Source organism: Kordia sp. (assembly GCF_045105435.1).
Classification (GTDB): Bacteria; Bacteroidota; Bacteroidia; order Flavobacteriales; family Flavobacteriaceae; genus Kordia.
Map to the genome: position 1 here is coordinate 1 of NZ_JBGCDL010000030.1, position 25,406 is coordinate 25,406.

Here is a 25,406-nt window from a genome sequence, read left to right on the forward strand (position 1 = left end):
TCTAACTCACGAATTTTACGTTGAATATCTTTGCGTTCTGTTTGTCGTTTCTTTACATACGCTAAAATTTGCTCTTTTGATTTCCCTTTCAATTCTTTTGGCAACTCACTATCGCTCAGTTCGTCTAGTTTTACTGAATTGTTGGCAATTCCGTCTACCAAATCCCAAGAAGAATTTGTGTAAAAGCTTGAACTTTTAGAAACTGCTCTGTCTACCGCAATTTCTTCATTAATAGAATTTGCATTTTTATCTTGCGTACTTTGTTGCATCATTTTATACTCTGCCTGTCTTCCATAGGCAACATACGTTTTGTTCAATTGTGTGTTATATTCCATGATTTTTTTATCGTATGGTGTTTGTACATATATAATATTTCTATTGTGTGCAATGGTCATATAATCACCTTTTCCTAGCACAGCGCCATCTTTCCACATGCCCGAAATTCCTTGTTCGTAGGCTCCACAAAAAATCGTATTAATCACCACATCTTTTTCAGCAGCGTTCGTAATAGCATCTTTATAACTTACATTTCCTTGTGTAAACGGTTCGTTTCCTGCAATAAAAAGAAGTTTCAAATCTTTTGGGTTTGTTCCCCAATTTAACTGATCTAATGAAGTCTGAATCACGTGTCCGCAAAACTCACTTCCACCACGTGTGGTTAATGAAAATAGCTTTTCAGAAATTTCATCCAAGTCATTGCTAAATCCTAAAACTTGTCTAATATAGCCTTCTTGCGATGGTAAATTGTCGTTTCCGTATTCGTACAAAGCAATCTCCAATGTTGGTTTGTCATTTCCGCATTTTGCGTATGATAACTCGTTAATAATCTCCCACAATTGTGCTTTTGCTTGATGAATTAATCCATCCATACTATTACTAGTATCAAGCAACAACGCTACTTTAATCGTGTTTTTCTTTTTCGTCTCAAGCACTTTAGTTGCTATCGCTGTTTCTGTTTCGGTTTCGCTCAATAAAGCCGTATCTGCTTTTGAGTTTCCTTTGCAAGACATCACCATCAATAATGTGCTTACTAAAAATACATGTAGTGTTTTCATCTGTTTCTTTTTTATGAATGCGTTCTTTTAATAAAAAATGCATTCCTGTTTAAGTGCAACAATTTGCTTTAATTTGGTTTTTTGGTATGATGGTTATTTAGTTACTCGTTTTTAATTCCTTCACGTCAATTTTACCATCTGGAGAAATAACGTAATACTTATGTTCTGTTTTAATTTCAGTTTTTGGCGGTTGCTTTTGCTCTTTTGGCTTTGGCGAATACACTAACTTAATTTGCATTCCAACTTGCACTACAGGTTCTAAAATTGCCGCATTCAATACGATATCGTAATTTTCAGTAGAAACGGGTTGGTAGTAGTAAGAAGTCTGTTTTTTAGCTTTCGTAACGCCTTTTTTCTTCTTTAAAGCTTCAAACGAAACACTGTTATATGCTTGGTAATTTTGATAAAAATCTTTTGGGAAGTAGCAATATTTATCATCCGCCATTATTGCATTGTAATTCGACAAATCGAAACCTAAAATTTTATAATACTCTTTTTCTTCTTTAATTAATGAAACTAATGAAGTTTGTAGTTTTTTGTAGACTTCACGAATGTTCTCAATAAAATAATCAACCTTCACCAAATTGTAAATTTCATTGGCAGCACAAGCAGCAAGAATTTTTTCAAACTGTTGCGTTTTTTTAAATTGAATATGAATGTTTTGTTGCAATTCAAAACCTTTAGGTACTTCATTATATTTCGTGCTAAATAGTTTCTTTTGTACTTCAATTTCGTACACAGGCACAAACGAAATTACATCAATAGCGATGTCTTCTTTTTTAATTCCGGCAGCAAGTAATTGTTTGCGTACATTATCAATACGTTCATTGACTAAATTGTGTGTTTCTTCGGCAGTTGGTCCAATTTGTGAAATATTGAACATGGCAGTGTACGAAGTTGCTTTTGCATTGTATAACGCGTGTACATCAATAACAATATTAGCGCTAGGATTTACATTTCTCCTGCTTTTTGGAGATTGCGGACCATACACTTGCGCATTTCCAGTAGCAATATTTCGCCTGGATATTTGAATGTTTGCATCGTAATTCCCTTTGTGTTGTGCAAAGATAAACTGGGTAAAGCACAGGCACAGTAAAAGATTTATTTTTTTCATCTGGTTTTAAATTTTGCTTAAAAGTACCCGCAAAGAAATCCGAAAAAAACCGCCAATGAGTCAACAATAGACTTCAATGAGTAAACCGATTCTTTTCGTGAGAGAAACTAGAAAAAAACCGCCGAAAAGCATTCAAAATCGAGCTTTTAGCACAGTACACATTTTAGTATATCAATGAAAGTGCGTAAGTTTATCATTCTTAATGAAAATGATGAAAAATAAGCTTACAATAATATTCGCGTTTCTATGCTTGCTTTCGTTCCAAGATATTGTATCCCAAAACAAATCGGAAGAACTAAAAGAAGTAAGAACTTTTTTTGTGGTGCGAGGAGAAATTAGAGGCAAAGAAAACCGTTCGCCAGTTACAGATGCAACCATACGTGTTGTTGGTGGCGATGTGGCAAAAACAAATGCTTTTGGTCGTTTTACGATTAGAACCAGTGTGGGCGATCAGTTAGTGATTGAACATCCTAGTTTTGGAAAAAAGTTTCATGTCGTTTCTAGCGATGAATCTATTGTGGTTTTAGTCGATGGTTTTGGTGAATTAGAACAAGACAGTAATAAAGGACGCGCATCAAAAAGTAAATCCAAATCAAACTTAGCACAGCATAAAATTATGTTGGATTCTGCGGTGATCTTTAAAAAGAAAGACATTGAAAAAAGTATTCAATACATAGAAAAAGCACTCGAAAATTTATATGATGATACGGACGAAAAACAATTGTCAGATTCGTATGAAGTATTAGGAGATGTGTATGTGTATTGGAAACAGTACGATTTGGCAATTAGCAACTATAAAATTGCGCTGAATGCATACAGCACAGCGCGTTTGTGGATTTCGCTTGGAAAGACACAATTGCTCAATGCAGATTATGATGAAGCTATAAAATCGTTCAAACGAATTCTACGTAATAGTTTGTCTCGATATCAACAAATAACGGTATATGAAGGTTTGGGTGATGCTTACAAAGCGTTGGGAGAATACGATGTTGCACTCGAAAATTATAACAAAGGTTTAGAAATTGCTAAAACAGATTTGATTGCACCAAAAATTACAGATTTAAACTCCAAAATAGCAGATAATTATGCAGCTTCGGGAAAAACGAATATTGCAGAAGGCTACTATACAAATTCGTTGAATTTAGCGCAAAATCAAAACTTAAAACGTGCTGTTGTAGAGCAAGATCGTGTGGCGGATTTTTACAATTCTAACAATTTCTTTGACAAAGAAATTCAGTTGCGAAAAAAGAATTTGGAAGATTTAGAAAAATCTGGATCAGATACACAAGTTGCGAAAGGACCTTTGCAAGATTCTGTGATTGTAAGTTCGCAGCGAATTAATTATAAAATTGGAAATGCATTTTTACAACAACAAAAATACGATGAAGCGCTTCCGTATTTTAAGAAAAGTGCTTCCGAAGCCAATACAAAAGATGATTTAATTGTTGCCAAAGATGCGACTCGAAAATTGTCGGAAACCCTAGAATCGCTTGGGGAATTTGATGAAGCGCGCACAACGTTTCAAGAATATGTAGAATTGGTAAACGAATTAACGTTGCGCAAAGAACAAGAGATTTCGCAAGCAAGTCGTTTGCGCAAAAACATTCGGGAAAAACAAACGCGCATTATGAGTTTGGAAGCTGAGCGAAAGCTTGAGCGTTCACGTACAGTAAGTTACAAGCGAGAGCAACAGTTGGTGGAAGAAAGTAACAAACGTCAATTGTACACTATTTATTCGCTTATTTTTGGAATGATTTTACTTGCAGTCACCATTTATCTTTTATATAGAAACAGTAGGCAACAAAAATTGGCGAACAATTTATTAGCGCTTAAATCGTTGCGTACGCAAATGAATCCGCACTTTATTTTTAATGCGTTAAATTCGGTAAACAACTATATTGCGCTCAATGATGAACGAAATGCAAACCGATATTTATCTGAGTTTTCAACCTTAATGCGAACCGTTTTGGAAAATTCGGATGAAGATTTTATTCCGTTATCAAAAGAATTAGAACTTCTTGAATTGTATGTGCGTTTAGAACACATGCGTTTTCAAGATAAGTTCGATTATAAAATTGACGTAGACGAACAATTGAAAGTATCTGACTTTCAAATTCCGCCGATGTTATTGCAGCCGTATATTGAAAATGCTATTTGGCACGGATTGCGTTATAAGGAAGAAAAAGGAATGTTGCATATTTCCATCTCGGCGAAGACCGATGAAATACTCGAAATTACGATTGAAGATGACGGAATTGGTCGTAAACGTTCCATGGAATTGAAAACCAAAAATCAACTGCGACAAAAATCGAAAGGTATGGGGAATATTAAAAAACGTATTGCTATATTGAACGATATGTACAAAGATAAAGTAGATGTTTTGCTGTCGGATGTTTTTGAAGATGGACAAGGAACTAAAGTTATACTAACGCTTAAAAAAGACTAAATGCAATTACAAACCATTATTGTAGAAGACGAAGAAATTAGTAGAGAAATTCTAAAAAAATATGTCGCAAAATATTGTCCGAATGTAAACGTAATTGGAGAAGCTTCTAATATTGAAGATGCGCTCATTTTGATTCGAAATAACGAATTGGATTTGGTGTTTTTAGATGTTGAAATGCCTTTTGGAAATGCGTTTGATTTGCTCGAAAAAGTAGGCGATCGTTCGTTTGAAACTATCTTTGTAACGGCTTATGATCATTATGCAATTGAAGCACTAAATAGTCATGCGTCGTATTATTTACTAAAACCAATTTCTATAGATGAACTGATAAAAGCGGTTGATCATGTAATTTCGGTGAAAAGTAAAGAAGAACGCATGGAAGACGCTGTGTTGACAACCAATATTGAAACGATTATTGGTAAAATAACCATTCCGCAGCAAGACGGTTTTGAAGTCTTAAATGTGGCGGAAATTGTATATTGTAAGGCAGACGACAATTATACGGAAATTTACGTTAATAATTCAAAAATTGTTGTCAGTAAAACGTTGAAATACTTTGAAGAAGCGTTAAGTCAATATCCGTTTGCGCGTGTGCACAAATCGTACTTAGTCAATGTAAACGAAGTCGTAAAATACCGAAAGGGAAAAGGTGGAAGCGTAGTATTGAGTAACGGAAAAGAAGTTTTAGTTTCATCTACTAAAAAAGCGAATTTATTGTCGTATTTTAAGTAGGTTGAAGCTGAAATTGAAGTTGAAGTTGAAGTTGAAGTTGAATTTGAAGTTGAATTTGAAAATGTTTGAAACGTCATTACGAGGAGTTTCGACGAAGTAATCTGTTTCTTTTTAAACCTACGATTTTAAAGTACTTCTCGATACTAATTTGTTACACAAATTCACTCGAAGTGACGTTTGGAAGTTTACACAGAAAAGTATTTTCGAATAAACGAATAAACGAATAAACGAATAAACGAAAAGTAAAACAACCCCAAAAACCCATGATCATCAAAACCATTAACGGAAAACACCCAAAAGTAGGAAACGATTGTTTTATTGCGGAAAACGCTACAATTGTCGGCGAAGTTACGATGGGAAATCAATGTAGCGTTTGGTTTAATGCAGTGATTCGCGGAGACGTTCATTATATAAAAATGGGCAATAAAGTGAATGTGCAAGATGGCGCTGTAATTCATGCAACATATCAAAAATCACCCACAACTATTGGAAATAATGTTTCTATCGGACACAATGCCATTGTACACGGTTGTACCATTCATGACAATGTATTAATTGGAATGGGAAGTATTGTGATGGACGATTGTATTGTAGAAAGTAACAGTATTATTGCGGCTGGCGCAGTTGTAACAAAAAATACACATGTAAAATCGGGAAGTATTTATGCAGGCGTTCCAGCGAAAAAAGTAAAAGATATTAGCGACGAACTCGTTTCTGGAGAAATCAATCGTATTGCAGATAATTATGTGGAATATTCGAGTTGGTTTAAAGAAAATGAATCTGACGATTAAAAATCGAGTGCTTCTACCGTAAAATTATCTTTTAAAATAGCACGTAAAATTTCAGGTTTTCCATTGCTGTAAAAAATACAATCGCCACGATTCAATTCTTGCGCAGACAAGTTATAATACGCCAAAATAGCTTGTGTTTGTCGTGCTACGGCAATTCCAGAATCAATAATTGTAACATGTTTGGGAAGCAACGTCTGTAACTTCGGAATTAAATACGGATAGTGACTGCAACCCAAAACCAAATAATCAATATTATTAGAAATCATTGGTGCTAAGTATTGTTTTAGCAGTTTTTCCATTTCTGGGGAATCAATTGCTCCATTTTCTATTAAAGGTACCAAACCTTCACCAACTTGTTCAATAACATTTACACCACTAGCGTACAAATCGGTTGTTTTATGAAACAATTCGCTCGATAAGGTTCCTTTGGTTGCCAAAATGCCAATCGTGTTGGATTTCGTCTGTAAAGCGGCTGGTTTTATGGCAGGTTCAATTCCTATAAACGGAATGTTGTAATTTTTACGCAAATGTTTAATCGCGTTTGTCGTAGCAGTGTTACAAGCAACTACAATTAATTTACAGCCTTTTTCAAGTAATAATTCGGTATTTTTTACACTTAATTCTATAATTTTTTCTTTTCCCTTTGGACCATACGGAGCGTTTGCACTATCTGCTAAATAGATTGTGTTTTCGTGCGGCAGGAGTTTGTGAATTTCTCTCCAAATTGAAGTGCCACCAACGCCAGAATCAAAAATACCAATTGGGGAATTGCTCATAGTTGTAAAAATAAGTAAAAAATATACGTTGTCTAAATGATTTGTGTACGCAGCGATTTTTTTTGAGGAAATTTCAAAATAAAGTACACTATCTATTCTTGACTGTTTTTCTTTGATAGAACTCAATTTTTAGTAAAATACTACATATTGTAGGAATTATAGTGTGTTGATCCGTGATACATTTGATATAATTAATATTTAAAACATTTATTATGAAAAAACAAAAATTTCAAAACAAACTAAGCTTAGGCAAAACCAATGTTTCAAACTTAGGAGAAATAAAAGGAGGTTATATCACTTTTAAATGCAGAACTAATTTTTGCGGAACCAATAATTGCGGAACAGACAATTGCGGAACAAATGCCTGTGGTACTAATAACTGCGCAACTAATAATCATCCTTTAAGCGATCCTTTGCATTGTAGAACCTGTCATGGCGGATGTTAATCTGAATTATTGAAGACAGAAAGTTTCTTTTGAATCGCTTTTTTGACAACAACCATGCAAAGCAATTTGAAAAATAGAGTATGGGTTCGCTAGTTTTTCGAGTTTAAAAACAATTTTCGAACCCTTTTTAAATTTAGAAACTATGAAAATGAAAAAAATAAAATTAAATTATACGTTTAATGTACTTGCAAGTGTCCTTACTGTACTAGTTACTTTGAGCAGTTGTACAAATGATTCAGTACAAAATAATGAGGAAGAAGCGGCTGTTACTTATGAAAAACAGTTAGTGATTACAGATGCATCAGGTAGAAATTCAATTACTTTACTTGTAAGCAGTAAAGAAGATAAATTACTAACGCCGCATACGTTAGAAGCTTATGAGTTGCTAGTTCACAGTGAAGTTCCGCAGAAAACTTTCAATCTAAATTATAGCAGATCGGAATCTATAGCGATTCAAGATAATTACGAAAATTTACAACCAGCAGTTCGATTAACGGTTGTAGATACTGATTTTAAAGATGAGGTTGGTAGTTATTCATTAGTTTCAAATATAGAGGAAGAAGATATGAGTAAAGGGATTAATTTATGTCGTTGGTTTCCAAGAACATTTAGTTATTATCAAGTTGATAATGTGAATGCCAATGGAATTACAACAACTTTTGGAAGAACTAAAAATACATGTAATAATATTGAATATCTTATTTGTGAATTCAATTCAACATCACCTTTTAGAGCTTATCAATTGAAGCATCCTGGAGATCAAGAAACAACTAATTCAGTAGGGCAAGGAATGACTATTTTATACAGATATAAAAAGAATACAGTTATCACGTATACTTGGTTTTAATTGTTTTTGGAAGAAATTATATAGCTAAATCATTGAAGACAGAAAGCTACTTTTGGATGCTTTTTTGACTACAACTTCTGTAAAAATGAAGTATAAAAAAAACCGCCGAATAGGCGGTTTTTTGTGGTATATCAAAGTAGTTTTATTATTTGATACCTAATTCTTTCTTAACAGAATCCATTAAGTTAGTTCCGTCAGCAAGTAATAAACCTGAACCTGGCGTTTCGTCAAGTACATAAGCAAATCCTTGTGCTCTTGCTACTTTTTGAATAGCAGCCAATGCTTTTTCTTGAATTGGCTTTGTTAAGTCAATATATTTTTGCTCTGCTGTTTTTTGTGCAGCTGCTTGTGCTTCTTGAATACGAGCTTCTAATTCTGCTAATTCTTTCTTTCTAGAATCGTTTTCAGCATCTGTTTTTGTAGGAGCTTCGTTTGTGTACTGAGTTAATTTATTTCTGTATTCAGTAACTGACGCTTGAATATCAGCTCCTAATGATTGTTGTAATTTGTCAAACTCGTCTTTAGCATCTTTCATTTCCGGCATAGAGCTAATCAGTTGTTGCGTGTTAATGTGGGCAACTTTTGTCTGTGCATTTGTAAAACTTACCATTCCGAAAAATAGTACTGCAATTGCAACTAGCTTTTTCATTTGTTTCATGATTTTCAATTATTTACTTTAAGTGTTATTTATATTAATTGTTGTTATTTTCCGTTTCCGGCACCTTCGCCGTTTTCTTCTTTCTCTTTACTTTTTTCTTCCTGTTGTTTCTTGCGCTCTTCTGCTTTTTTACGTCTGTCTTCTTCGCGTTTTTTGCGTTTTTCTTCCGCAGCTTTCTTTTTAGCTTCACGTGCTTCAACAAGTTTTTTGCGTTTTTCTTCGTACGCTTTTTTCTTTGCTTCGCGATCTGCTTCACGTTTTACCTTACGCTCGTCTAATATTTTTTGACGTTCCGCTTTCTTTTCGGCTGCAGCTTTCTTTTTAGCTTCTACTTCAGGATTAGGCTCATTTACAGTGTCTGCATCTTCAAATTTAGATGTATCACTCTGTTTTTTTCTTAATTTGTCTTCTCTACCTTTACGTTTTTCATCTCTATTGATCACACGTAACACTTGATCACTTATGTCAAACTTCTTTGAAGAGAATAACATTACTACATCAGCTGATTTGTCAAACACAAAATCGTAACGTTTCTTTTTTGCAATATCTTGAACTGCTGTTAACACTTGGTCTTGAATAGGTTTTACCATATTTTGACGTTGTGCCATTAAACTTCCAAAAGGACCAAAACGATCTTGTTGGTATGTTTGCAATTCTTGTTCTAAGATTTCTATTTCTTCTTCACGCTCGTCCACTAATTCTTTGGTCAGTAAAACACGTTCTGCACTTAGATTTTTTTTCATTTGATCTATTGCGTTTTGCTTTTTCTGAATTTCGTTTTTCCAGCGTTGTGCTTTTGCTTCTAATTGTGTGTTTGCTTCTTGATATGCCGTTACGTTTTCTAAAATGTATTCCATATCAATGTAGCCAACTTTTGCACCTACACGTTTTTGTGCATTTACGGTAGATAGTGTGAGAAGCATTGTTAATAAAAAAAGAACTTTAGTTTTCATGTCTGTCGGTTTGTTAATAGAAAATATCGTGCCAAAATTAAATTACTTAAAATTGTTGTCCGATAATAAAGTGTGTTTCCCATCCGTTTCGTTGCGTAGTTCCTGGGATTGGATCAAATCCATACCCAAAGTCAATACCTAACAATCCAAATGCAGGCATAAATATACGTAATCCTGCACCAGCTGAGCGATTTAACTCAAATGGACTGTATTCTTTAAACGAATTAAATGAGCCACCTGCTTCTAAAAATGCTAGTGTATAAATAGAAGCTGTTTGCTTTAATGTAATCGGATAACGTAACTCTAACGAAAATTTATTGTAAATAGTACCTCCATCTAAATCAGAAAGTGATTGATTTGGATATCCACGCAATGCAATTGCCTCTCTACCATCCAAACTAAAGTTACCTAAACCGTCTCCACCAACGAAGAATCTTTCGAAAGGAATAATCCCTCTATCGTTGTTAAACGCTCCTAAAAACCCAAAATTAGCTTCTGTTTTTAAAACTAAATCTCCAGCAACACTTTGATACCAAGCACCTTTAAATTTAATTTTATAAAATTCTAACCATTTGAATTTTTCTTGATCAACTTTTCCTGTATCTGTTATAGAAGTTTCTCCTGGTTCTAATGTCGGACCTAAATTTGCTGGTTCTCCGGGTAAACTTGCATTAGCATTTAAGAAATTACCATTTGCATCTTTTAATTGAAAATCTGCTTGATTTTCTAAATTTCCATAATCTACGTTATTAAACAGCGAGTAAGGTAAGGAAAGTTTTGCACTTATAGTAAATTCAGAACCTTGCTTAGGGTAAATTGGGTTTGGACCCGATGAATTTCTCGATAATGCAGCTGTATATGATAAGTTGTTTGAGAATCCATCACCAAAAGTAAATAGTCCTGTGTTGTAGTTTTTTAAGTTGTAATGCTGAAAGCTTAATGCTTGCGATAATACAAAATAATCATCTGGTTCAGCTAAACGTTTTGCCAATCCTATAGAAAGTCCTGTAATTAAGAAACGTCTGTCTTTATCAGCACTGTTTGTTTGTGGGTTGAATAAAAATTGAACTGTGTGTGATAATGACGATGTAAATTGTACTGGTTTTTTTCCGCCCAACCATGGTTCTGTAAAAGAGAAACTAAACGTTTGGAAAAATCTACTTGCTTGCGCACGCAATGCTAGTTTTTGTCCATCACCCGTTGGTAATGGTTTGTATGCATCACCATTAAATAAGTTTCGTATGGAGAAGTTATTGAACGATAATCCTAAGGTTCCAATGAAACCTCCACCACCGTAACCACCTTGAAGTTCTATTTGGCTTCCTCCGCGTTCTGCTAAGCTGTATTCAACGTCAACAGTTCCACTATTAGGGTCTGGATTTTTGATTTCTGGCTTAATTTGCTCTGCATCAAAGAATCCTAATTGTCCTAATTCACGAATGGTACGGATAATTTTGTCTTTACTATATAACTCTCCTGGTTTTGTTCTGATTTCACGATAGATTACGTGATCGTTTGTTTTTTCGTTTCCAACTACCGAGATATTGTTGAAATACGCAGGTTTTCCTTCAATGATACGAATTTCGAAATCAATAGTATCGTTTTTTGCAGAAACCTCAACTGGATTAATATTCGAGAATAAATACCCATTGTTTTGATACTGGTTTGTTAAATCTTGTGCATCAGGATCTGTTTCGTCAGCAATACGTTTTTCTAACAAGACACCATTATATGTATCTCCTTTTTTAATTCCTAACAAACTATTTAATTGTCTGTCTGTGTACACCGTATTTCCTAAGAATGTAATATCACCAAAGTAATATTTTTTTCCTTCTTCTAGTGTGATGTCAATATTTAAAGTATTGTCTTCGTTCCAGCTAATTGAATCACGAATAATTCGGGCATCACGGAAACCATTTTCTTTATATTTTTCAATAATTGAATTCAAATCTTCCTTATAGTCTTCAGGGATAAGTTTTGAAGATTTAAAGATGCGAAATAGAAATTTCTCTTTCGTATTTTTCATTGCTCCACGCAACTTTTTGTCTTTGAATTGTTTGTTTCCTGAGAAACGGATATTTTTTACTTTCACTTTTTTACCACGATCAACGTTCACAATCACTTTCATGTTGTTTTTGGCGTTGTTAGTGGTGTCTTCCTTTGTAGTAATGTCTACTTTTGTGCGATAGAATCCTTGTTTCTTGTACTTGTTTTGAATGTAGTTTTTAGTATTTGCTAAGAAACTTTCTGTAACTTTCTTTCCTTTCTTTAATTCGGTTTCTTTGATCACAGTAGCAGCTTTGCTTTCCTTTAAACCACGAACTTCTACATTAGATAATGTAGGTAATTCTTGAATGTTTAATTCTAGGAATACTTTATCTCCTTCGGTACGTTCTATATAGAAGTTGATATCACTAAAAAGTTCTAATCCCCACAGTTTTTTTATAACTGCACTAATTTCTTCTCCAGGAACTAAAATTTCCTGTCCTTCACGTAACTGAGTGTAGGTAATAACGGTTTGTTCGTTATAACTTTTTAATCCAGTAACTTTAATGCCGCCTATAGTGTATTTCTTTCCTTTATCAAAAGTAGTTTCTTGTGCATACGAGGCAATACTGCAAAACAGTACTAATAATAGCAATAATGATTTTAGGTATTTTTTTTGCATTAAAATTCTAATTAATTTGTTCGCTTGTTTTTCCAAATCTTCGTTCTCTATTTTGATAATTAATCAACGCTTCATATAAATCTTCCTTGCTAAAATCTGGCCATAATACATCGGTGAAATATAATTCAGCATACGCAATTTGCCATAGCAGAAAGTTACTTATACGGTGTTCTCCGCTAGTACGTATAAGTAAATCTACATCCGGTAAATCTTGCGTGTAAAGATGCTGATTAATAATGGATTCGTCAATAGATTCCAAAGAAATTATATTATTTTTAACTTTATAACATATTTCTTTAACAGCATTTTTTAGTTCTTCTCTTGAACCGTAGCTTAATGCTAGTGTTAATGTCATGTGAGAGTTGTGTTTAGTCTTTTCTATAACTTCAAACAATTCTCTTTTGGCTCTTTTTGGAAGCGTATCTAATGCGCCAATAGCCTGTAGTTTTATGTTGTTTTTGAGTAGTAGTTTTAGTTCTTTTCGTAAAGAAGAAACCAATAAACGCATCAATGCATCTACTTCTAATTTTGGACGATTCCAATTTTCGGTAGAAAACGCATATAATGTTAAATTTTCAATACCGAGTTCGGCACTGGTTTCAACAATTTGTCGTACTGATTTAGTTCCATTTTCATGACCAAATACACGAAGTTTTCCTTTTTGTTTTGCCCAACGACCATTTCCATCCATAATAATGGCTAAATGTTTCGGCAAAAAGTCTTTCTGTATTTTCTCCTCTAAACTCATTCGTATTTTTGCTTGCTACACTAGTAACAATAACAGGGTTTTTTTCCGAAAGTATAGGTTAGGGTAATTCCCGTATACATATACCAATCGTTACTATTTATATTTCCAAACTTCAAATTGTCAAAATCTTCTTTGTCGTTAACAGGGTTGCTTCCATCTAAATCATCTGTAAACGTATAACGAGCACCAAGCTCTAATCCTAATATCCATTTATCCGAAATGGTCATTTTATATCCTAATACCATCGGAATGGCAAAAGCATTGTCGTCACCATACGGAATAATTTTTCCATCATCCAAAAATAGCGTGTCATAACTAAAATAGGAAACACCTGTATATAAATATGGTGCAGCTTGCGCATCAGTTTCATGTAAATTAAATTCCCAAAACGTAAATTCAATACCTACTGATAATTCCGTAATTGTATTTGAAAACTCCAATCCTCTCAATTTTCTTGATGGATCATCAGAGTTAATATCTTGTCCTTCTAATTTAGTTTGTGTGATAGACGCTCTAAAGGAATGTCTTTCACTTCTGTTCCATTTATATATAGCTCCATACGCCAAATGTGTCGGATTAATATATTGTGTTGATCCTACATCACCAATAAAATTACTATAGCCAATGTACCCTCCAATTTCGTGGAGTTGTGCATTTAGGGTTTGGGCTAAAGTAAAACTAACCAATAGTATAACGAGTCTTCTCATAGGTATCAAAAGTTTGCAAATATAGTATTCTCTTTTGTTATAGGCAATTGAAAAATAAACCTATGGCATTTAAACATAATTTGCAGGGTTTTATTGCTTTTAATTTCGTTTATCTTCGCCCCAAAGAAGCTTTTTCCGAAGCGTCTTTAAGAAACTCTGCCCTTCAAGTTCTACAAGCTTTACAGTAAAAGGTGCTTTTTTTATAGTAATGACACTATTTATGTTTACCGTAGCTATGCGCGAATCTAAAGAAATAAGGTGTTTGTCTTCACGTCCCGACACTTCTAATCTAATGGTAGTATGATCAGGTATTACTAACGGACGTGCATTTAAGTTGTGTGGCGCAATTGGCGTCAGCACAAAATTATTATTATTTGGTGTAATTACTGGTCCGCCACAGCTCAACGAATATCCTGTAGAGCCTGTTGGTGTTGCTACAATTAAACCATCTGCCCAGTACGATGTTAAATATTCGTCATTCAAATGTGTTTTTACCGTAATCATGGAAGTTGTGTCCTTTCGGGCAACCGTAACTTCATTTAAGGCAAAATTCATTTCTAAAATATCATCATTTGTTGGAGATGTTTCAACGGCAAGTACACTTCTTTCAATAATAGTGTATTCTTTTTTAACAATTTTAGCAATTGCTTCTTGAATTTCTCCTTTTTGGATCGTTGCTAAAAAACCAAGTCGCCCTGTATTGATTCCTATAATAGGAATGTTTAAATCTTGCACAAGCGTAATAGTTCTTAAAATAGTTCCATCGCCACCAATACTAAAAAATAAATCGAATGATTCGTCTAAATCATCATAAGATTCAAACGTTTTATAAGTTTCTTTTGCCTGAATTTTCTCTGAAAAAATTTCATAGTATTTTTTCTCAATATAAATATCGACACCATACTGTTGTAAGTTGTACAACAAATAGGTAATATACTCACCTGAGTTTTTGTGATAAAATTGACCGTAAATACCAATCTTCATGACCTAAATATTCAAATATTTATCTAAGTAATCTGAACGCTCTTTTAAATTCTGAATATAGGTGTCTTCCGCAAATTCAGAAACAATATTATAACTATATCTTCTAAAAGACTGTACAATTTCGTTTAAGCCTACATTGTTTAACTTTATGGTTACCTGAACCACATCGCGCTCTGTCTTTGAGATAAAAGCCCCTAACATGCGTGCGTTGTTCGATTCTACAATTTGACTTATTTCACTAAAAGAATAATCTTTAATTCCTTTTTCAACAATTAAAACACTTCCGAGTTCATGCAAAAATGGCGTATCATTAAAAATACTAATAATGTCATTTAACTCGTAATAGCCTATATAATCGTTCTTTTCATTCAAAATAGGCATAATGTTCGATGAATTCTGAGCAAATGCTTCTAGTACGTCAATCCAATTGGTTTGCTTTCGTACAAAAAACTGCTCTAGCGCATACCGACATTCGCTAATTGGTTTATCAGCTTCAAAACAATGTGAATCTGTTTCGGACATGCATCCTAAATAGACTCCGTTTTCTGTGATAGGAATGTGAGAAAATGTAAGTTTATTAAAAACCAATTGTGCTTCTTTTACAGCACTATCAACAGATAATGGCGTAACGTCATTCAATATATATTGTGCAATATTCATAGAACAAAAGATTTAAGGGCGCAAATTAATTAAAAATAACTACTTCTAAGCATGCTAACTTTGTATTTTTGTGCTCAGCTAAAAAATAGATGACAATGACAACGAAACTGAGTGTTAATATTAATAAAATTGCTACGCTACGAAATGCGCGTGGTGGCGATGTTCCTAATTTGGTAAAATTTGCAAAAGATGTGCAAGCATATGGCGCGCAAGGAATCACAATTCATCCACGACCAGACGAACGACATATTCGGTATCAAGATGCACGCGACTTAAAACCAATTGTACACACAGAATATAATATTGAAGGAAATCCGATTCAGAAATTTATGGATTTGGTGTTGGAAGTAAAACCTACGCAAGTAACGTTGGTGCCAGATGCTGTAGATGCTATTACCTCAAATGCAGGTTGGGATACCATCAAACACAAAGACTTTCTCACGGAAGTAATTACAGAATTTAAAAACAACGGAATTCGTACCTCTATATTTGTCGATCCCATTTTAACAATCATTGATGGTGCAAAAGCCGTTGGAACTGATCGTATTGAATTGTACACGGAAGAGTTTGCGCATCAATACAGTTTGGGAAACACAAAAGCCATTCAGCCTTATATTGATTGTGCTGCACGCGCCAATGAATTGGGTATTGGTGTCAATGCAGGACACGATTTAAGTTTGGAAAACATACAATTCTTCGCCAAAGAAGTTCCAAACTTGCTGGAAGTTTCTATCGGACACGCACTCATTGCAGAATCTATATACTTAGGTGTGGAAAACGTTGTAAATATGTACCTAAACAAATTAAAATAATGATTTTACACGCAAATATCATTGGAAACGAAGGAAAACCGCTGTTAATTCTACATGGTTTTTTGGGAATGTCTGATAATTGGAAAACGCTCGGAAAAAAATTTGCAGCTGCAGGTTTTCAAGCGCATTTAATCGATCAGCGAAATCACGGGCGTAGTTTTCATTCAGATGAATTTAATTATGATCTCCTTGCGGAAGATATAAAATGCTACTGCGAGCATCATCAACTAGAACGTATATCATTAATAGGACATTCCATGGGCGGAAAAACAGCAATGTTATTTTCAATGAACTATCCCGAACTGCTTGATAAGTTAGTCATTGTTGACATCGGTCCAAAATTCTACCCAACACATCACGAACAAATATTAGCAGGTTTAGCGGCAATTAACCAAGAAACCTTAACCAGTAGAGGTGATGCAGAAGATCGTATGAAAAAGTACGTGTCCGATTTTGGTACGCGTCAATTCTTGCTCAAAAACTTATATTGGCAAGAAAATAAGACATTAGGATTGCGTATCAATTTAGAGGCGCTTGTTGAAAATGTAGCAGAAATTGGCGAATCACTTTCTTCATTCTCTGTCTATAAAAAAGAAACATTGTTCCTGAAAGGAGATAAATCAGAGTATATTCTTATAGGTGATGAAGAATTAATACACCAACATTTTCCAAGCGCAAGCATTCAGGAAGTTTCAAATGCGGGGCATTGGTTGCATGCTGAAAATCCCAAAGAATTTTTTGAAAAAACCTTGCTTTTTTTGAATTCTTAAGAATTGCTTTAAATTTACTATGAGTGCATAATAAATTCGTTTAATCCTTGTATTTATCATAATTTATACTAATTTTGATGCTTTAATTTTACAAAAAATTAACCTTAAATCAACATTTTTATTTATTATGAAGAAACTATTAATGGTACTGACCATCGCGTTTTCGGCTTCGGTAATGTATGCAGGAGGATATAGAGTCGGAGTACAAGGTCACAAGCAATTGGCAATGGGACATACGGGAGTTGCAGTAGTAACAAGTGCTGAATCAGCATTTTTTAACCCTGCAGGTTTAGTATATTTGGATGGAAAGCTTAACGTATCACTAGGAGCAGCAGCTGTATTTTCAAATACATCATATCAAAACAAAGAATTTGGATTTTCATCAGAAACTGACAATCCATTAGGAACTCCATTCTATGCGTATGGAGCTTATAAAATTAACGATTGGTTATCTGCGGGTATCGCAATATACACGCCTTACGGAAGTAGAGTAGAATGGCCATCTGACTGGGAAGGATCACACTTAGTAAATAACATTGAATTATCAGCAATATTTGTTCAGCCTACAATTTCGATCAAATTATCTGATAAATTAAGTATTGGTGGTGGACCAATTTACGTAACAGGAGCTGTAAACTTTAACAGAAACCTATCTAGAAGTTTAACAGACGAAGGCGGAAATCGTTCAAACGTAACTATTGATGCTACAGGAATTAACGCTTGGGGTTATACAATTGGAGCCATGTTTCGTCCAGCAAAAGATTTTAATATCGGATTCAACTATCGTTCAAAAATAAACATGGATGTAGAAAGAGGTGACGGAACAGCAGATTTTGAAAATTTACCAGGAGCTTTAGCGGCAGGTTTTGCTGATGGTGACTTTACAGCATCTTTACCTTTGCCAGCCGAATTAACTTTTGGAGCTTCGTTTAAGCCTTCAGATAAATGGTTGGTAGCTTTTGATTATACAAGAACATTTTGGGATGCTTATCAATCTTTAGACGTGCAGTTTTTTAATTCAGCTGGATTGTCAAGAAACCCAAGAAACTATAAAAACTCATCTATCTACAAAATTGGTGCACAATATGAAGCGACTCAAAAAGTAACTGTGAGAGCAGGTTTTTACTATGACGAATCTCCTATTAGAGATGGATTCTTCGCGCCAGAAACACCAAGACCTGATTCAGTAAACTTTACAGCAGGTTTTTCTTATGACTTAAACACTAGATGGGCAATTGATGCTTCTGTATTATATGTACATTCTAATGAAGTTGCTAACTCGTACGATAGTTTTGTAGAAGCAGGACAACGTTTGTCATTTGGAGGAGAATATAAGTCGAATGCTCTAGTAGCAGGAATCGGAGTGTCGTACAAATTATAATATCAAAGAGCAGTAAAAGATGAAAAAAAATATAAAATATATAGCAGTAGTAGCTTTAGGATTATTTGCCTGTGAACCAGAATTTGATAATCCAATTGACGAAAGCGGAACATACACAAGTGGATCAGCCGATTTTTCAACGTTTGTTGCAGTTGGTAACTCACTAACAGCAGGTTTTCAAGACGGAACAGTATTTAGAAGCGGACAACAAAACTCTTTTCCAAACATCATGGCAGAACAATTTGCTTTTGCTGGTGGAGGAACATTTACACAACCATCGTACGATGATGATGTAAATGATACAGGAGGATTTTTACTAGCCGGAACACCAATCCCAGGATTTGATACACGTTTGGTAATTGACGCAAGTCAAGGAAGACCAGAAAGCTTAAATCTTGCACCGACAATGGAAGTTTCTTCATTGCAAGAAACAGCATACAACAATATGGGAATTCCTGGAGCAAAAATATTTCACTTAGGTTTTCCAGGATATGGAGACATTTCTAACCTTGCTATCGGAGCAGCAAACCCTTACTATGTAAGACACGCTACAGCACCTAATGCTACAGTAATTGGAGATGCAACTTCATTGAATCCAACATTCTTTGCATTGTGGATTGGAAATAATGATATTTTATCATTTGCAACTTCAGGAGGAACAGGAGTTGATCAAACAGGAAATCAAAATGTATTATCATATGGTTTCAACGACATTACAGATCCTGGAGTATTTGCTTTTACATACCAATCGCTAATTGATGCATTAACTGCAAACGGAGCAAAAGGTGTGGTAGCTACATTGCCAGACGTAACATCTATTCCTTATTTTACAACAGTTCCTTACAATGCAATTCCTTTAGATGCGCAAACAGCAGCGTTTGCAAATAGTGGATATGCAACATATAATGGAGGATTACAATTTGCAGCAGGAAACGGATTAATTACTGCTGATGAGGTAGCGCAAAGAACAATAGCTTTCTCAGCAGGTCAAAATGCAGTAGTAATTGTAGATGAAGATCTAACAGATCTTACTGGATTTGGAATTCCAAGTTATAGAATGGCGACAGTAGATGATTTACTAATATTACCATCTTCTGGAATTTTAGGGACATTAGCTGATCCTACAAATCCTGCTTCTGTAAATGGAGTTGGTGTTCCATTGGCTGATAACTGGGTATTAACTGCTACAGAAACTCAATTAGTAAGAAATGCAACAGCAGCATATAATAATGCAATTGTTTCTATTGCAGCAGCAAATGATTTAGCAGTAGCTGACATGGCAGTAAAATTAGAGGAATTAGTTTCTGGGTTGCGTACAACTGATGGACAAATTTATACAAACAACTACTTTGATGGTTCAAGTGATGCAATATCAACAGCAGTTTTCTCTTTAGATGGTGTACATCCAAACTCAAGAGGATATGCAATTGTAGCAGACGAATTTATTAGAGTAATCAATGAAAAATATGGTTCAAATGTACCAGGAGTAGTTGCAGGATATTATCCTGGAGTTACCGTGGTTCCGTCGAACTAAAAACACATAAAATTATATAGCATAAAAAAGCACTGAGAAATCAGTGCTTTTTTATGTTTTAAAGTTTTTATACGACTAACTTTTTAGATAAAAAAATCAACTCGCAAATAAAACAGATCAAAATTTCTGTAATTGCAGTAAAAATAAACTGATACACAATTGTTTAAAAACTTGATTCGCTTTTAAAAATAACGTACTTTTGCACACCAAATTTCATATCACAAATAAGGAAGATGAATATAACAAGAGATAATATAGATGCATTAAATGCAGTTGTTACCGTAAACATTGAAAAAGAAGATTACAGTGACAAAGTGGCTAAAATCTTAACAGATTACAAAAAAACTGCAAACATTCCTGGTTTCAGAAAAGGACACGTTCCTATGGGATTAGTGAAAAAACAATACGGAAAAGCAGTATTAGTTGATGAGGTAAACAAACTTTTGCAAGAAAGCTTAAACAGCTATTTAGTAGAAGAAAAACTAGATATCCTTGGAAATCCATTGCCAAGAATGCAAGAAGCGTTTGACTGGGATGCAGAATCTTTTTCTTTTGAATTTGAATTAGGCTTAGCGCCAGAATTTAATGTAGACCTACAAGGAAATGCCATCACACAATACAATATTGTAGCGGATGACAAAATGATTGATGGTCAGGTTGAAAACATTCGTAAGCAATATGGAAAATTAATTAGTCAAGATGAAGTAACTGAAGAATCTGAAGTAACTGGAGTCTTTTCTAACGAAGAAAAAGAAATTGAAAACAACGCTACATTTAGCTTAGATAAACTAAAAGGGAAAAGAAACCTTAACAAATTTGTTGGTGCTAAAGTTGGTGATACGGTAACGTTAAAAACAAAAGGATTATTCAACGATGACCATGATTTAATGAACTTCCTAAAAGTTGCTCATGATGATGTTCACGATTTAGATGTTGAAGTTTCTTTCAAATTAAACGAAGCAAACACAAGAGAATTGGCAGAATTAAACCAAGAACTGTTTGACAAGTTATTCGGAGAAGGAAATGTAACTTCTTTAGACGAAGTAAAAACAAAAATCAAAGAAGATGCTGAAAAACAATTTGTACAGCAATCTGACCAACGTTTACTAAACGACGTCACAGAAGGTTTAATTGAAAATACAAAATTCGATTTACCAGCTGGTTTCTTAAAAAAGTGGATTCAATCTGCAGGTGAGCAAGAATTAACGCCAGAGCAAGCCGAAGAAGAATACTCAAAATCTGAAAAAGGACTGCGTTATCAGTTAATCCAAGATAGATTGGTAAAAGATAACGAAGTGCAAGTTCAGTTCGAAGATTTAAAAGAATTTGCAAAGCAAATGATCAAAGTGCAAATGGCACAATTTGGACAAATGAACCCTAGCGATCAAGAGTTAGAAGACATTGCAGCACGAATATTATCTAACCAAGATGAAGTTCGTAGATTAACAGATCAGTTGTTAAGTCAAAAATTATTAGATCTTTTCAAAGAAAAAGCAAAACTAGAAACGAAAGAAGTTACTTACGAAAACTTCGTTAAAGAAGTATACGGAGATAGTCAGTAAGAAATAAAATACTTATATTTAAGGCGTTAAAATATTATTTTAACGCCTTTTTTAATCAAAAAAATACCAAGACACGAAATGAACTATAAAAAAGAATTTCATAAATACGCGACTAAACATCACGGTATCAATAATATGTATTACGATAAAATCGTAAGTCGTATGTCTCCATCAGCATTTTCAAACCCTGTAGGAATGACACCTTATATTATTGAAGAACGTCAAATGAATGTAGCGCAAATGGATGTATTCTCTCGTTTAATGATGGATAGAATCATCTTTTTAGGAACAGGAATTGACGATCAAGTCGCAAACATTGTCCAAGCGCAGCTATTATTCATGGAAAGTGTAGACTCGTCGAAAGACATACAAATCTACATCAACTCTCCAGGTGGAGGCGTTTATGCTGGTTTAGGAATTTATGACACAATGCAGTTTATCAAGCCAGATGTAGCAACAATTTGTACAGGTATGGCAGCTTCTATGGGAGCCGTTTTACTATGTGCCGGTCAAGCCGGAAAGCGCTCTGGGTTAACACACTCAAGAGTCATGATTCACCAACCACTTGGTGGCGCACAAGGACAAGCGAGTGATATTGAAATCACAGCAAGAGAAATCTTAATATTAAAAGAAGAATTATATAAAATTATTTCAAAACATTCAGGACAATCATACGAAAAAGTATATGATGACTCAGACAGAGATTACTGGATGAAAGCTGACAAAGCAAAAGAATACGGAATGATTGACGAAATACTTGTAAGAGAATAAATCTCTGCGCAAGTCAATAATAACAATAATGGCGAAAGAAGAATTAGAATGTTCATTCTGTGGTAGAAAAAAACCAGAAACCAATCTGCTAATTGCAGGTTTGGATGCACATATCTGCGACAGATGTATTGAACAAGCCCACGGGATTGTTCTCGAAGAATCAAAACAGTCAAGCAATGATGAATTGTCGTCTGAATTGGTGCTTCGTAAACCAAAACAAATCAAAGCCTTTTTGGACGAATTTATCATCGGACAAGGAGCCACAAAAAAAGTAATGTCGGTTGCCGTATACAATCACTACAAACGATTGTTGCAAGCACCAACAAATGACGATATTGAAATTCAAAAAAGTAATATCATCATGGTTGGACAAACAGGAACAGGAAAAACCTTGATGGCAAAAACCATCGCGCGTATGCTAAATGTTCCATTGGCAATTGTTGATGCAACGGTACTTACAGAAGCTGGTTATGTAGGAGAAGATGTAGAAAGTATCCTAACACGTTTATTACAAGCGGCAGATTATAACTTGGAAAAAGCGGAACGCGGAATTGTATTTATTGATGAAATAGATAAAATTGCTCGTAAAAGTGATAATCCATCCATCACACGTGATGTTTCTGGTGAAGGTGTACAGCAAGCCTTACTAAAACTATTAGAAGGAACTGTTGTAAACGTTCCGCCAAAAGGTGGAAGAAAACATCCCGATCAAAAATTTATCGAAGTGAATACAGAAAACATCTTATTCATTGCCGGTGGAGCTTTTGATGGTATTGACAGAGTTATTACACGTCGATTAAACATGCAAGCAGTTGGGTATAGTGCTTCTAAAGATGAAGAAGCAATTGATACGGACAACTTATTGCAATACATCATTCCGAAAGACTTAAAAGATTTTGGTTTAATTCCCGAAATCATTGGTCGTTTGCCTGTATTAACACACATGGATCCGCTGGATGCAAATACGCTTAGAGCAATTTTAACAGAACCAAAAAACGCAATCATCAAACAATACAAAAAATTATTCTCTATGGATAATATTGAGTTTGATATTACGGAAGGCGCGTTGGAATTTATCGTGGAAAAAGCAATTCAGTACAAACTTGGTGCACGTGGATTACGTTCATTATGTGAAACCATCTTAACGGATGCGATGTTTGACTTACCAGGATCGGATGAAAAAGAATTGAAAATCAGCAAAGCATATGCTGAAAAGAAGCTATCAAAAGTAGCGATTAAAAAACTAAAAGCAGTATCATAAAACAACGATAATGCACATACAGAATTTTTACGTCCAATCAATAAAGAAACAATTATTGATTGGATTTTTTATTGGACTTTGGTTGTTTCTATTTCTCTACTTTGTAGAACCGTTTGATATGTATCAATTACGTCCAAACGAGCGCGCCTTTGCGTCTTTTGGATACAGCGTTGTTGGTGTGCTAACGTACACCTTGCTAATTCCTGTGCAATATCTTTTATATTCCATTCGCAAGTCTTGGAGTTGGCAGCATGAAGTGTCGCTCATTATTTCCCTATTGCTATTATCCGGAATCACCAGTTTTCTGTTTTTCAAGTTTATTCTATTGCCAAATGAGCCAAATACCTACGAATTTGGTTTCTTCTTTTCGCAACGTGTCATTCCAACGATGTTTCTCATGCTTCCCGTAATGATCTTTTTAAGATGGATTATGGGTGATAAAACCAAGTTAGCAACGCAATCAGTAGTAACAGTGCCGACAATCGTTATTAAAGGCGAAAACAAAGCGGAAGTTTTGCACATAAAAGCTGCGGAACTTGTGTATATAGAATCGGCTAACAATTATGTAAAAGTATTTTATCTGTTAGAAGGTGAATTAAAAAATGAACTCTTTCGCAACAAAATATCAGTCTTACAAAACGAATTTCCGTTCTTGCTAAAAACGCATCGTTCGTTCTTAATAAATCCAACACATTTTTTAGAGTGGAAACGTGAATCTTCGCAAACAATCTTACTGCTAAAACCTGGAGTAACAGAAATACCTGTTTCTAAAACGTTTAAAAAGGCATTGGTAGAAAAATTCATTAATCCCGCAGAATAAACCGTTCGCCAAAGCGAAAAATTTTCACCACTCAAATCGATTCATTCGCCACAAATAGTTGTAAACACTGAGGAAATGTCGGAATATTGAACTGTCAAAAACAACTAAAATAGTTCATTATGCAAAACAAAATATTCAGAGTATTCGCCCTAACATTATTAATAATAACTGCTTTTTATTGCGAAAGTTGTACCATGGTGTACCGAACTATTGCACACGGACAAGCAGATGTAACCGATCATGAATGGCAACCAAAAGTAACCGTTGAAAAAGGAGTAAATGATTTTATATTTGCTGAAAAAACAGATGCAGAATTGGCTTCTTTTTTAGATGAAAGTTTAGAAGGAAGTAATACAAATGCATTCATGGTCATCAGAAATGACACGGTTATCTACGAAAAGTATTTTAACAAATATGATGAAAACTCATTACACACGTCTTTTTCGGTAGCAAAATCGTTTGTATCTGCTTTGGTCGGAATTGCACAAGAAGAAGGTTTGTTAAACGAAAATGAGCCGATTACAACGTACTTACCGGAATTGTTGAAGCAGAACAAGGATTTTGAAAAAATCACCGTAAAACACTTGCTAAACATGCAAAGCGGAATCAAATTTGACGAATATCCACGATTAAATCCATTTACAGGAATGGCACGTTTATATTACGGAACCAACATTCGTTCAAAAATAACGCACGGAATGACAATTGAAGAAGCGCCAGGACGTTTCAACTACCGCAGTATTGATACGCAAGTATTAGGTGTAATCTTAGAACGTGTAACAAAAATGCCAGTAGAAAAATACTTATCTGAAAAACTATGGAAGCCACTTGGAATGACGTCAAATGCAACGTGGTCTGTAGATAGCGATCGTAACAAAATGGTTAAAGCGTTTTGCGGAATCAATGCAAC

24 protein-coding genes are annotated in these 25,406 nt (G+C 34.5%); 14 read left to right on the forward strand and 10 right to left on the reverse strand.

What is annotated here, in order from left to right; translation table 11 throughout:
* The coding region (locus AB8B65_RS01170; RefSeq protein WP_405298958.1) for a VWA domain-containing protein at positions 1 to 1,055 on the reverse strand (1,055 nt) is incomplete at its 3' end.
* Positions 1,056 to 1,152: 97 nt separating this feature from the next.
* Complete coding sequence (locus AB8B65_RS01175; protein ID WP_405298959.1) at positions 1,153 to 2,169, reverse strand: SIMPL domain-containing protein; 1,017 nt, start codon at positions 2,167 to 2,169, stop codon at positions 1,153 to 1,155.
* A gap of 208 nt (positions 2,170 to 2,377) precedes the next feature.
* On the opposite strand from AB8B65_RS01175, the gene AB8B65_RS01180 reads away from it, so the two are divergent.
* The 3 genes from AB8B65_RS01180 (at position 2,378) to AB8B65_RS01190 (ending at position 6,138) form a co-directional block, all read left to right on the forward strand.
* Positions 2,378 to 4,615 (forward strand): tetratricopeptide repeat protein, encoded by a 2,238-nt coding sequence (locus AB8B65_RS01180; protein ID WP_405298960.1) that lies wholly within the window; start codon positions 2,378 to 2,380, stop codon positions 4,613 to 4,615.
* Positions 4,616 to 5,347 (forward strand): LytR/AlgR family response regulator transcription factor, encoded by a 732-nt coding sequence (locus AB8B65_RS01185; protein WP_405298961.1) that lies wholly within the window; start codon positions 4,616 to 4,618, stop codon positions 5,345 to 5,347.
* A gap of 263 nt (positions 5,348 to 5,610) precedes the next feature.
* The gene (locus AB8B65_RS01190; protein ID WP_405298962.1) at positions 5,611 to 6,138 is read left to right on the forward strand and encodes a gamma carbonic anhydrase family protein; all 528 of its coding nucleotides are present in this window, start codon (positions 5,611 to 5,613) and stop codon (positions 6,136 to 6,138) included.
* Here the strand turns inward: AB8B65_RS01190 and murI are convergent.
* Entirely contained in the window at positions 6,135 to 6,914 is a 780-nt protein-coding gene (gene murI, locus AB8B65_RS01195; RefSeq protein ID WP_405298963.1) for a glutamate racemase, read from the reverse strand. The two genes, AB8B65_RS01190 and murI, sit on opposite strands and share 4 nt — an antisense overlap.
* A 212-nt stretch (positions 6,915 to 7,126) precedes the next feature.
* Here murI and AB8B65_RS01200 point away from each other — a divergent pair, with 212 nt between their 5' ends.
* The gene (locus tag AB8B65_RS01200; protein ID WP_405298964.1) at positions 7,127 to 7,360 is read left to right on the forward strand and encodes a hypothetical protein; all 234 of its coding nucleotides are present in this window, start codon (positions 7,127 to 7,129) and stop codon (positions 7,358 to 7,360) included.
* Between the two features lie 148 nt (positions 7,361 to 7,508).
* The gene (locus AB8B65_RS01205) at positions 7,509 to 8,207 is read left to right on the forward strand and encodes a hypothetical protein (RefSeq protein WP_405298965.1); all 699 of its coding nucleotides are present in this window, start codon (positions 7,509 to 7,511) and stop codon (positions 8,205 to 8,207) included.
* A 145-nt stretch (positions 8,208 to 8,352) separates the two neighbouring features.
* Here the strand turns inward: AB8B65_RS01205 and AB8B65_RS01210 are convergent, their stop codons facing one another.
* From AB8B65_RS01210 to AB8B65_RS01240, 7 genes are all read right to left on the reverse strand, one after another.
* Positions 8,353 to 8,865 carry an OmpH family outer membrane protein gene (locus AB8B65_RS01210; protein ID WP_405298966.1) on the reverse strand — a complete coding sequence of 171 codons (513 nt, stop codon included), beginning with the start codon at positions 8,863 to 8,865 and terminating at the stop codon, positions 8,353 to 8,355.
* Positions 8,866 to 8,909: 44 nt separating this feature from the next.
* Positions 8,910 to 9,818, reverse strand: coding sequence for an OmpH family outer membrane protein (locus tag AB8B65_RS01215; RefSeq protein ID WP_405298967.1), 909 nt, complete (start codon positions 9,816 to 9,818; stop codon positions 8,910 to 8,912).
* Between the two features lie 46 nt (positions 9,819 to 9,864).
* On the reverse strand, positions 9,865 to 12,486 hold the full coding sequence (gene bamA, locus AB8B65_RS01220) for an outer membrane protein assembly factor BamA (RefSeq protein ID WP_405298968.1): 2,622 nt from the start codon (positions 12,484 to 12,486) through the stop codon (positions 9,865 to 9,867).
* Positions 12,487 to 12,493: 7 nt separating this feature from the next.
* Positions 12,494 to 13,234 (reverse strand): isoprenyl transferase, encoded by a 741-nt coding sequence (locus AB8B65_RS01225; RefSeq protein WP_405298969.1) that lies wholly within the window; start codon positions 13,232 to 13,234, stop codon positions 12,494 to 12,496.
* 20 nt (positions 13,235 to 13,254) lie between these two features.
* Positions 13,255 to 13,941, reverse strand: a complete 687-nt coding sequence (locus tag AB8B65_RS01230) for a DUF6089 family protein (RefSeq protein WP_405298970.1) — start codon at positions 13,939 to 13,941, stop codon at positions 13,255 to 13,257.
* Between the two features lie 99 nt (positions 13,942 to 14,040).
* Positions 14,041 to 14,925 (reverse strand): NAD kinase, encoded by an 885-nt coding sequence (locus AB8B65_RS01235; RefSeq protein WP_405298971.1) that lies wholly within the window; start codon positions 14,923 to 14,925, stop codon positions 14,041 to 14,043.
* A 3-nt stretch (positions 14,926 to 14,928) separates the two neighbouring features.
* Positions 14,929 to 15,585 (reverse strand): acetoin utilization protein acuB, encoded by a 657-nt coding sequence (locus tag AB8B65_RS01240; RefSeq protein ID WP_405298972.1) that lies wholly within the window; start codon positions 15,583 to 15,585, stop codon positions 14,929 to 14,931.
* Between the two features lie 95 nt (positions 15,586 to 15,680).
* Between AB8B65_RS01240 and AB8B65_RS01245 the strand changes: the two genes are divergently transcribed.
* From AB8B65_RS01245 to AB8B65_RS01285, 9 genes are all read left to right on the forward strand, one after another.
* Positions 15,681 to 16,397, forward strand: coding sequence for a pyridoxine 5'-phosphate synthase (locus tag AB8B65_RS01245; RefSeq protein WP_405298973.1), 717 nt, complete (start codon positions 15,681 to 15,683; stop codon positions 16,395 to 16,397).
* Positions 16,397 to 17,167, forward strand: a complete 771-nt coding sequence (locus AB8B65_RS01250) for an alpha/beta fold hydrolase (protein ID WP_405298974.1) — start codon at positions 16,397 to 16,399, stop codon at positions 17,165 to 17,167. Before AB8B65_RS01245 ends, AB8B65_RS01250 begins: the two co-directional genes overlap by 1 nt.
* Positions 17,168 to 17,294: 127 nt before the next feature.
* Positions 17,295 to 18,548 carry an OmpP1/FadL family transporter gene (locus AB8B65_RS01255; RefSeq protein WP_405298975.1) on the forward strand — a complete coding sequence of 418 codons (1,254 nt, stop codon included), beginning with the start codon at positions 17,295 to 17,297 and terminating at the stop codon, positions 18,546 to 18,548.
* Between the two features lie 19 nt (positions 18,549 to 18,567).
* Positions 18,568 to 20,082 carry a G-D-S-L family lipolytic protein gene (locus AB8B65_RS01260; protein WP_405298976.1) on the forward strand — a complete coding sequence of 505 codons (1,515 nt, stop codon included), beginning with the start codon at positions 18,568 to 18,570 and terminating at the stop codon, positions 20,080 to 20,082.
* Positions 20,083 to 20,315: 233 nt separating this feature from the next.
* Positions 20,316 to 21,644, forward strand: a complete 1,329-nt coding sequence (gene tig, locus AB8B65_RS01265; protein WP_405298977.1) for a trigger factor — start codon at positions 20,316 to 20,318, stop codon at positions 21,642 to 21,644.
* A 78-nt stretch (positions 21,645 to 21,722) separates the two neighbouring features.
* A complete protein-coding gene (gene clpP, locus AB8B65_RS01270; protein WP_405298978.1) occupies positions 21,723 to 22,415 on the forward strand; it encodes an ATP-dependent Clp endopeptidase proteolytic subunit ClpP in 693 nt (230 codons plus the stop codon).
* Positions 22,416 to 22,443: 28 nt separating this feature from the next.
* Entirely contained in the window at positions 22,444 to 23,676 is a 1,233-nt protein-coding gene (gene clpX, locus AB8B65_RS01275; RefSeq protein ID WP_405298979.1) for an ATP-dependent Clp protease ATP-binding subunit ClpX, read from the forward strand.
* Positions 23,677 to 23,686: 10 nt separating this feature from the next.
* Positions 23,687 to 24,496 carry a LytTR family DNA-binding domain-containing protein gene (locus AB8B65_RS01280; protein ID WP_405298980.1) on the forward strand — a complete coding sequence of 270 codons (810 nt, stop codon included), beginning with the start codon at positions 23,687 to 23,689 and terminating at the stop codon, positions 24,494 to 24,496.
* A gap of 119 nt (positions 24,497 to 24,615) precedes the next feature.
* On the forward strand, positions 24,616 to 25,406 hold a 791-nt coding region (locus AB8B65_RS01285), incomplete at its 3' end, for a serine hydrolase domain-containing protein (protein WP_405298981.1).

Bases quoted from the DNA above. Each gene is read 5' to 3' on its own strand.
- AB8B65_RS01210 (WP_405298966.1), bottom strand. From the start codon at position 8,865: ATGAAACAAATGAAAAAGCTAGTTGCAATTGCAGTACTATTTTTCGGA.
- AB8B65_RS01240 (WP_405298972.1), bottom strand. From the start codon at position 15,585: ATGAATATTGCACAATATATATTGAATGACGTTACGCCATTATCTGTT.
- AB8B65_RS01190 (WP_405298962.1), top strand. From the start codon at position 5,611: ATGATCATCAAAACCATTAACGGAAAACACCCAAAAGTAGGAAACGAT.
- AB8B65_RS01280 (WP_405298980.1), top strand. From the start codon at position 23,687: ATGCACATACAGAATTTTTACGTCCAATCAATAAAGAAACAATTATTG.
- AB8B65_RS01230 (WP_405298970.1), bottom strand. From the start codon at position 13,941: ATGAGAAGACTCGTTATACTATTGGTTAGTTTTACTTTAGCCCAAACC.
- AB8B65_RS01215 (WP_405298967.1), bottom strand. From the start codon at position 9,818: ATGAAAACTAAAGTTCTTTTTTTATTAACAATGCTTCTCACACTATCT.
- AB8B65_RS01255 (WP_405298975.1), top strand. From the start codon at position 17,295: ATGAAGAAACTATTAATGGTACTGACCATCGCGTTTTCGGCTTCGGTA.
- AB8B65_RS01250 (WP_405298974.1), top strand. From the start codon at position 16,397: ATGATTTTACACGCAAATATCATTGGAAACGAAGGAAAACCGCTGTTA.
- murI (WP_405298963.1), bottom strand. From the start codon at position 6,914: ATGAGCAATTCCCCAATTGGTATTTTTGATTCTGGCGTTGGTGGCACT.
- bamA (WP_405298968.1), bottom strand. From the start codon at position 12,486: ATGCAAAAAAAATACCTAAAATCATTATTGCTATTATTAGTACTGTTT.
- AB8B65_RS01185 (WP_405298961.1), top strand. From the start codon at position 4,616: ATGCAATTACAAACCATTATTGTAGAAGACGAAGAAATTAGTAGAGAA.
- clpX (WP_405298979.1), top strand. From the start codon at position 22,444: ATGGCGAAAGAAGAATTAGAATGTTCATTCTGTGGTAGAAAAAAACCA.
- AB8B65_RS01180 (WP_405298960.1), top strand. From the start codon at position 2,378: ATGATGAAAAATAAGCTTACAATAATATTCGCGTTTCTATGCTTGCTT.
- tig (WP_405298977.1), top strand. From the start codon at position 20,316: ATGAATATAACAAGAGATAATATAGATGCATTAAATGCAGTTGTTACC.
- AB8B65_RS01235 (WP_405298971.1), bottom strand. From the start codon at position 14,925: ATGAAGATTGGTATTTACGGTCAATTTTATCACAAAAACTCAGGTGAG.
- AB8B65_RS01200 (WP_405298964.1), top strand. From the start codon at position 7,127: ATGAAAAAACAAAAATTTCAAAACAAACTAAGCTTAGGCAAAACCAAT.
- clpP (WP_405298978.1), top strand. From the start codon at position 21,723: ATGAACTATAAAAAAGAATTTCATAAATACGCGACTAAACATCACGGT.
- AB8B65_RS01260 (WP_405298976.1), top strand. From the start codon at position 18,568: ATGAAAAAAAATATAAAATATATAGCAGTAGTAGCTTTAGGATTATTT.
- AB8B65_RS01205 (WP_405298965.1), top strand. From the start codon at position 7,509: ATGAAAAAAATAAAATTAAATTATACGTTTAATGTACTTGCAAGTGTC.
- AB8B65_RS01245 (WP_405298973.1), top strand. From the start codon at position 15,681: ATGACAACGAAACTGAGTGTTAATATTAATAAAATTGCTACGCTACGA.
- AB8B65_RS01175 (WP_405298959.1), bottom strand. From the start codon at position 2,169: ATGAAAAAAATAAATCTTTTACTGTGCCTGTGCTTTACCCAGTTTATC.
- AB8B65_RS01225 (WP_405298969.1), bottom strand. From the start codon at position 13,234: ATGAGTTTAGAGGAGAAAATACAGAAAGACTTTTTGCCGAAACATTTA.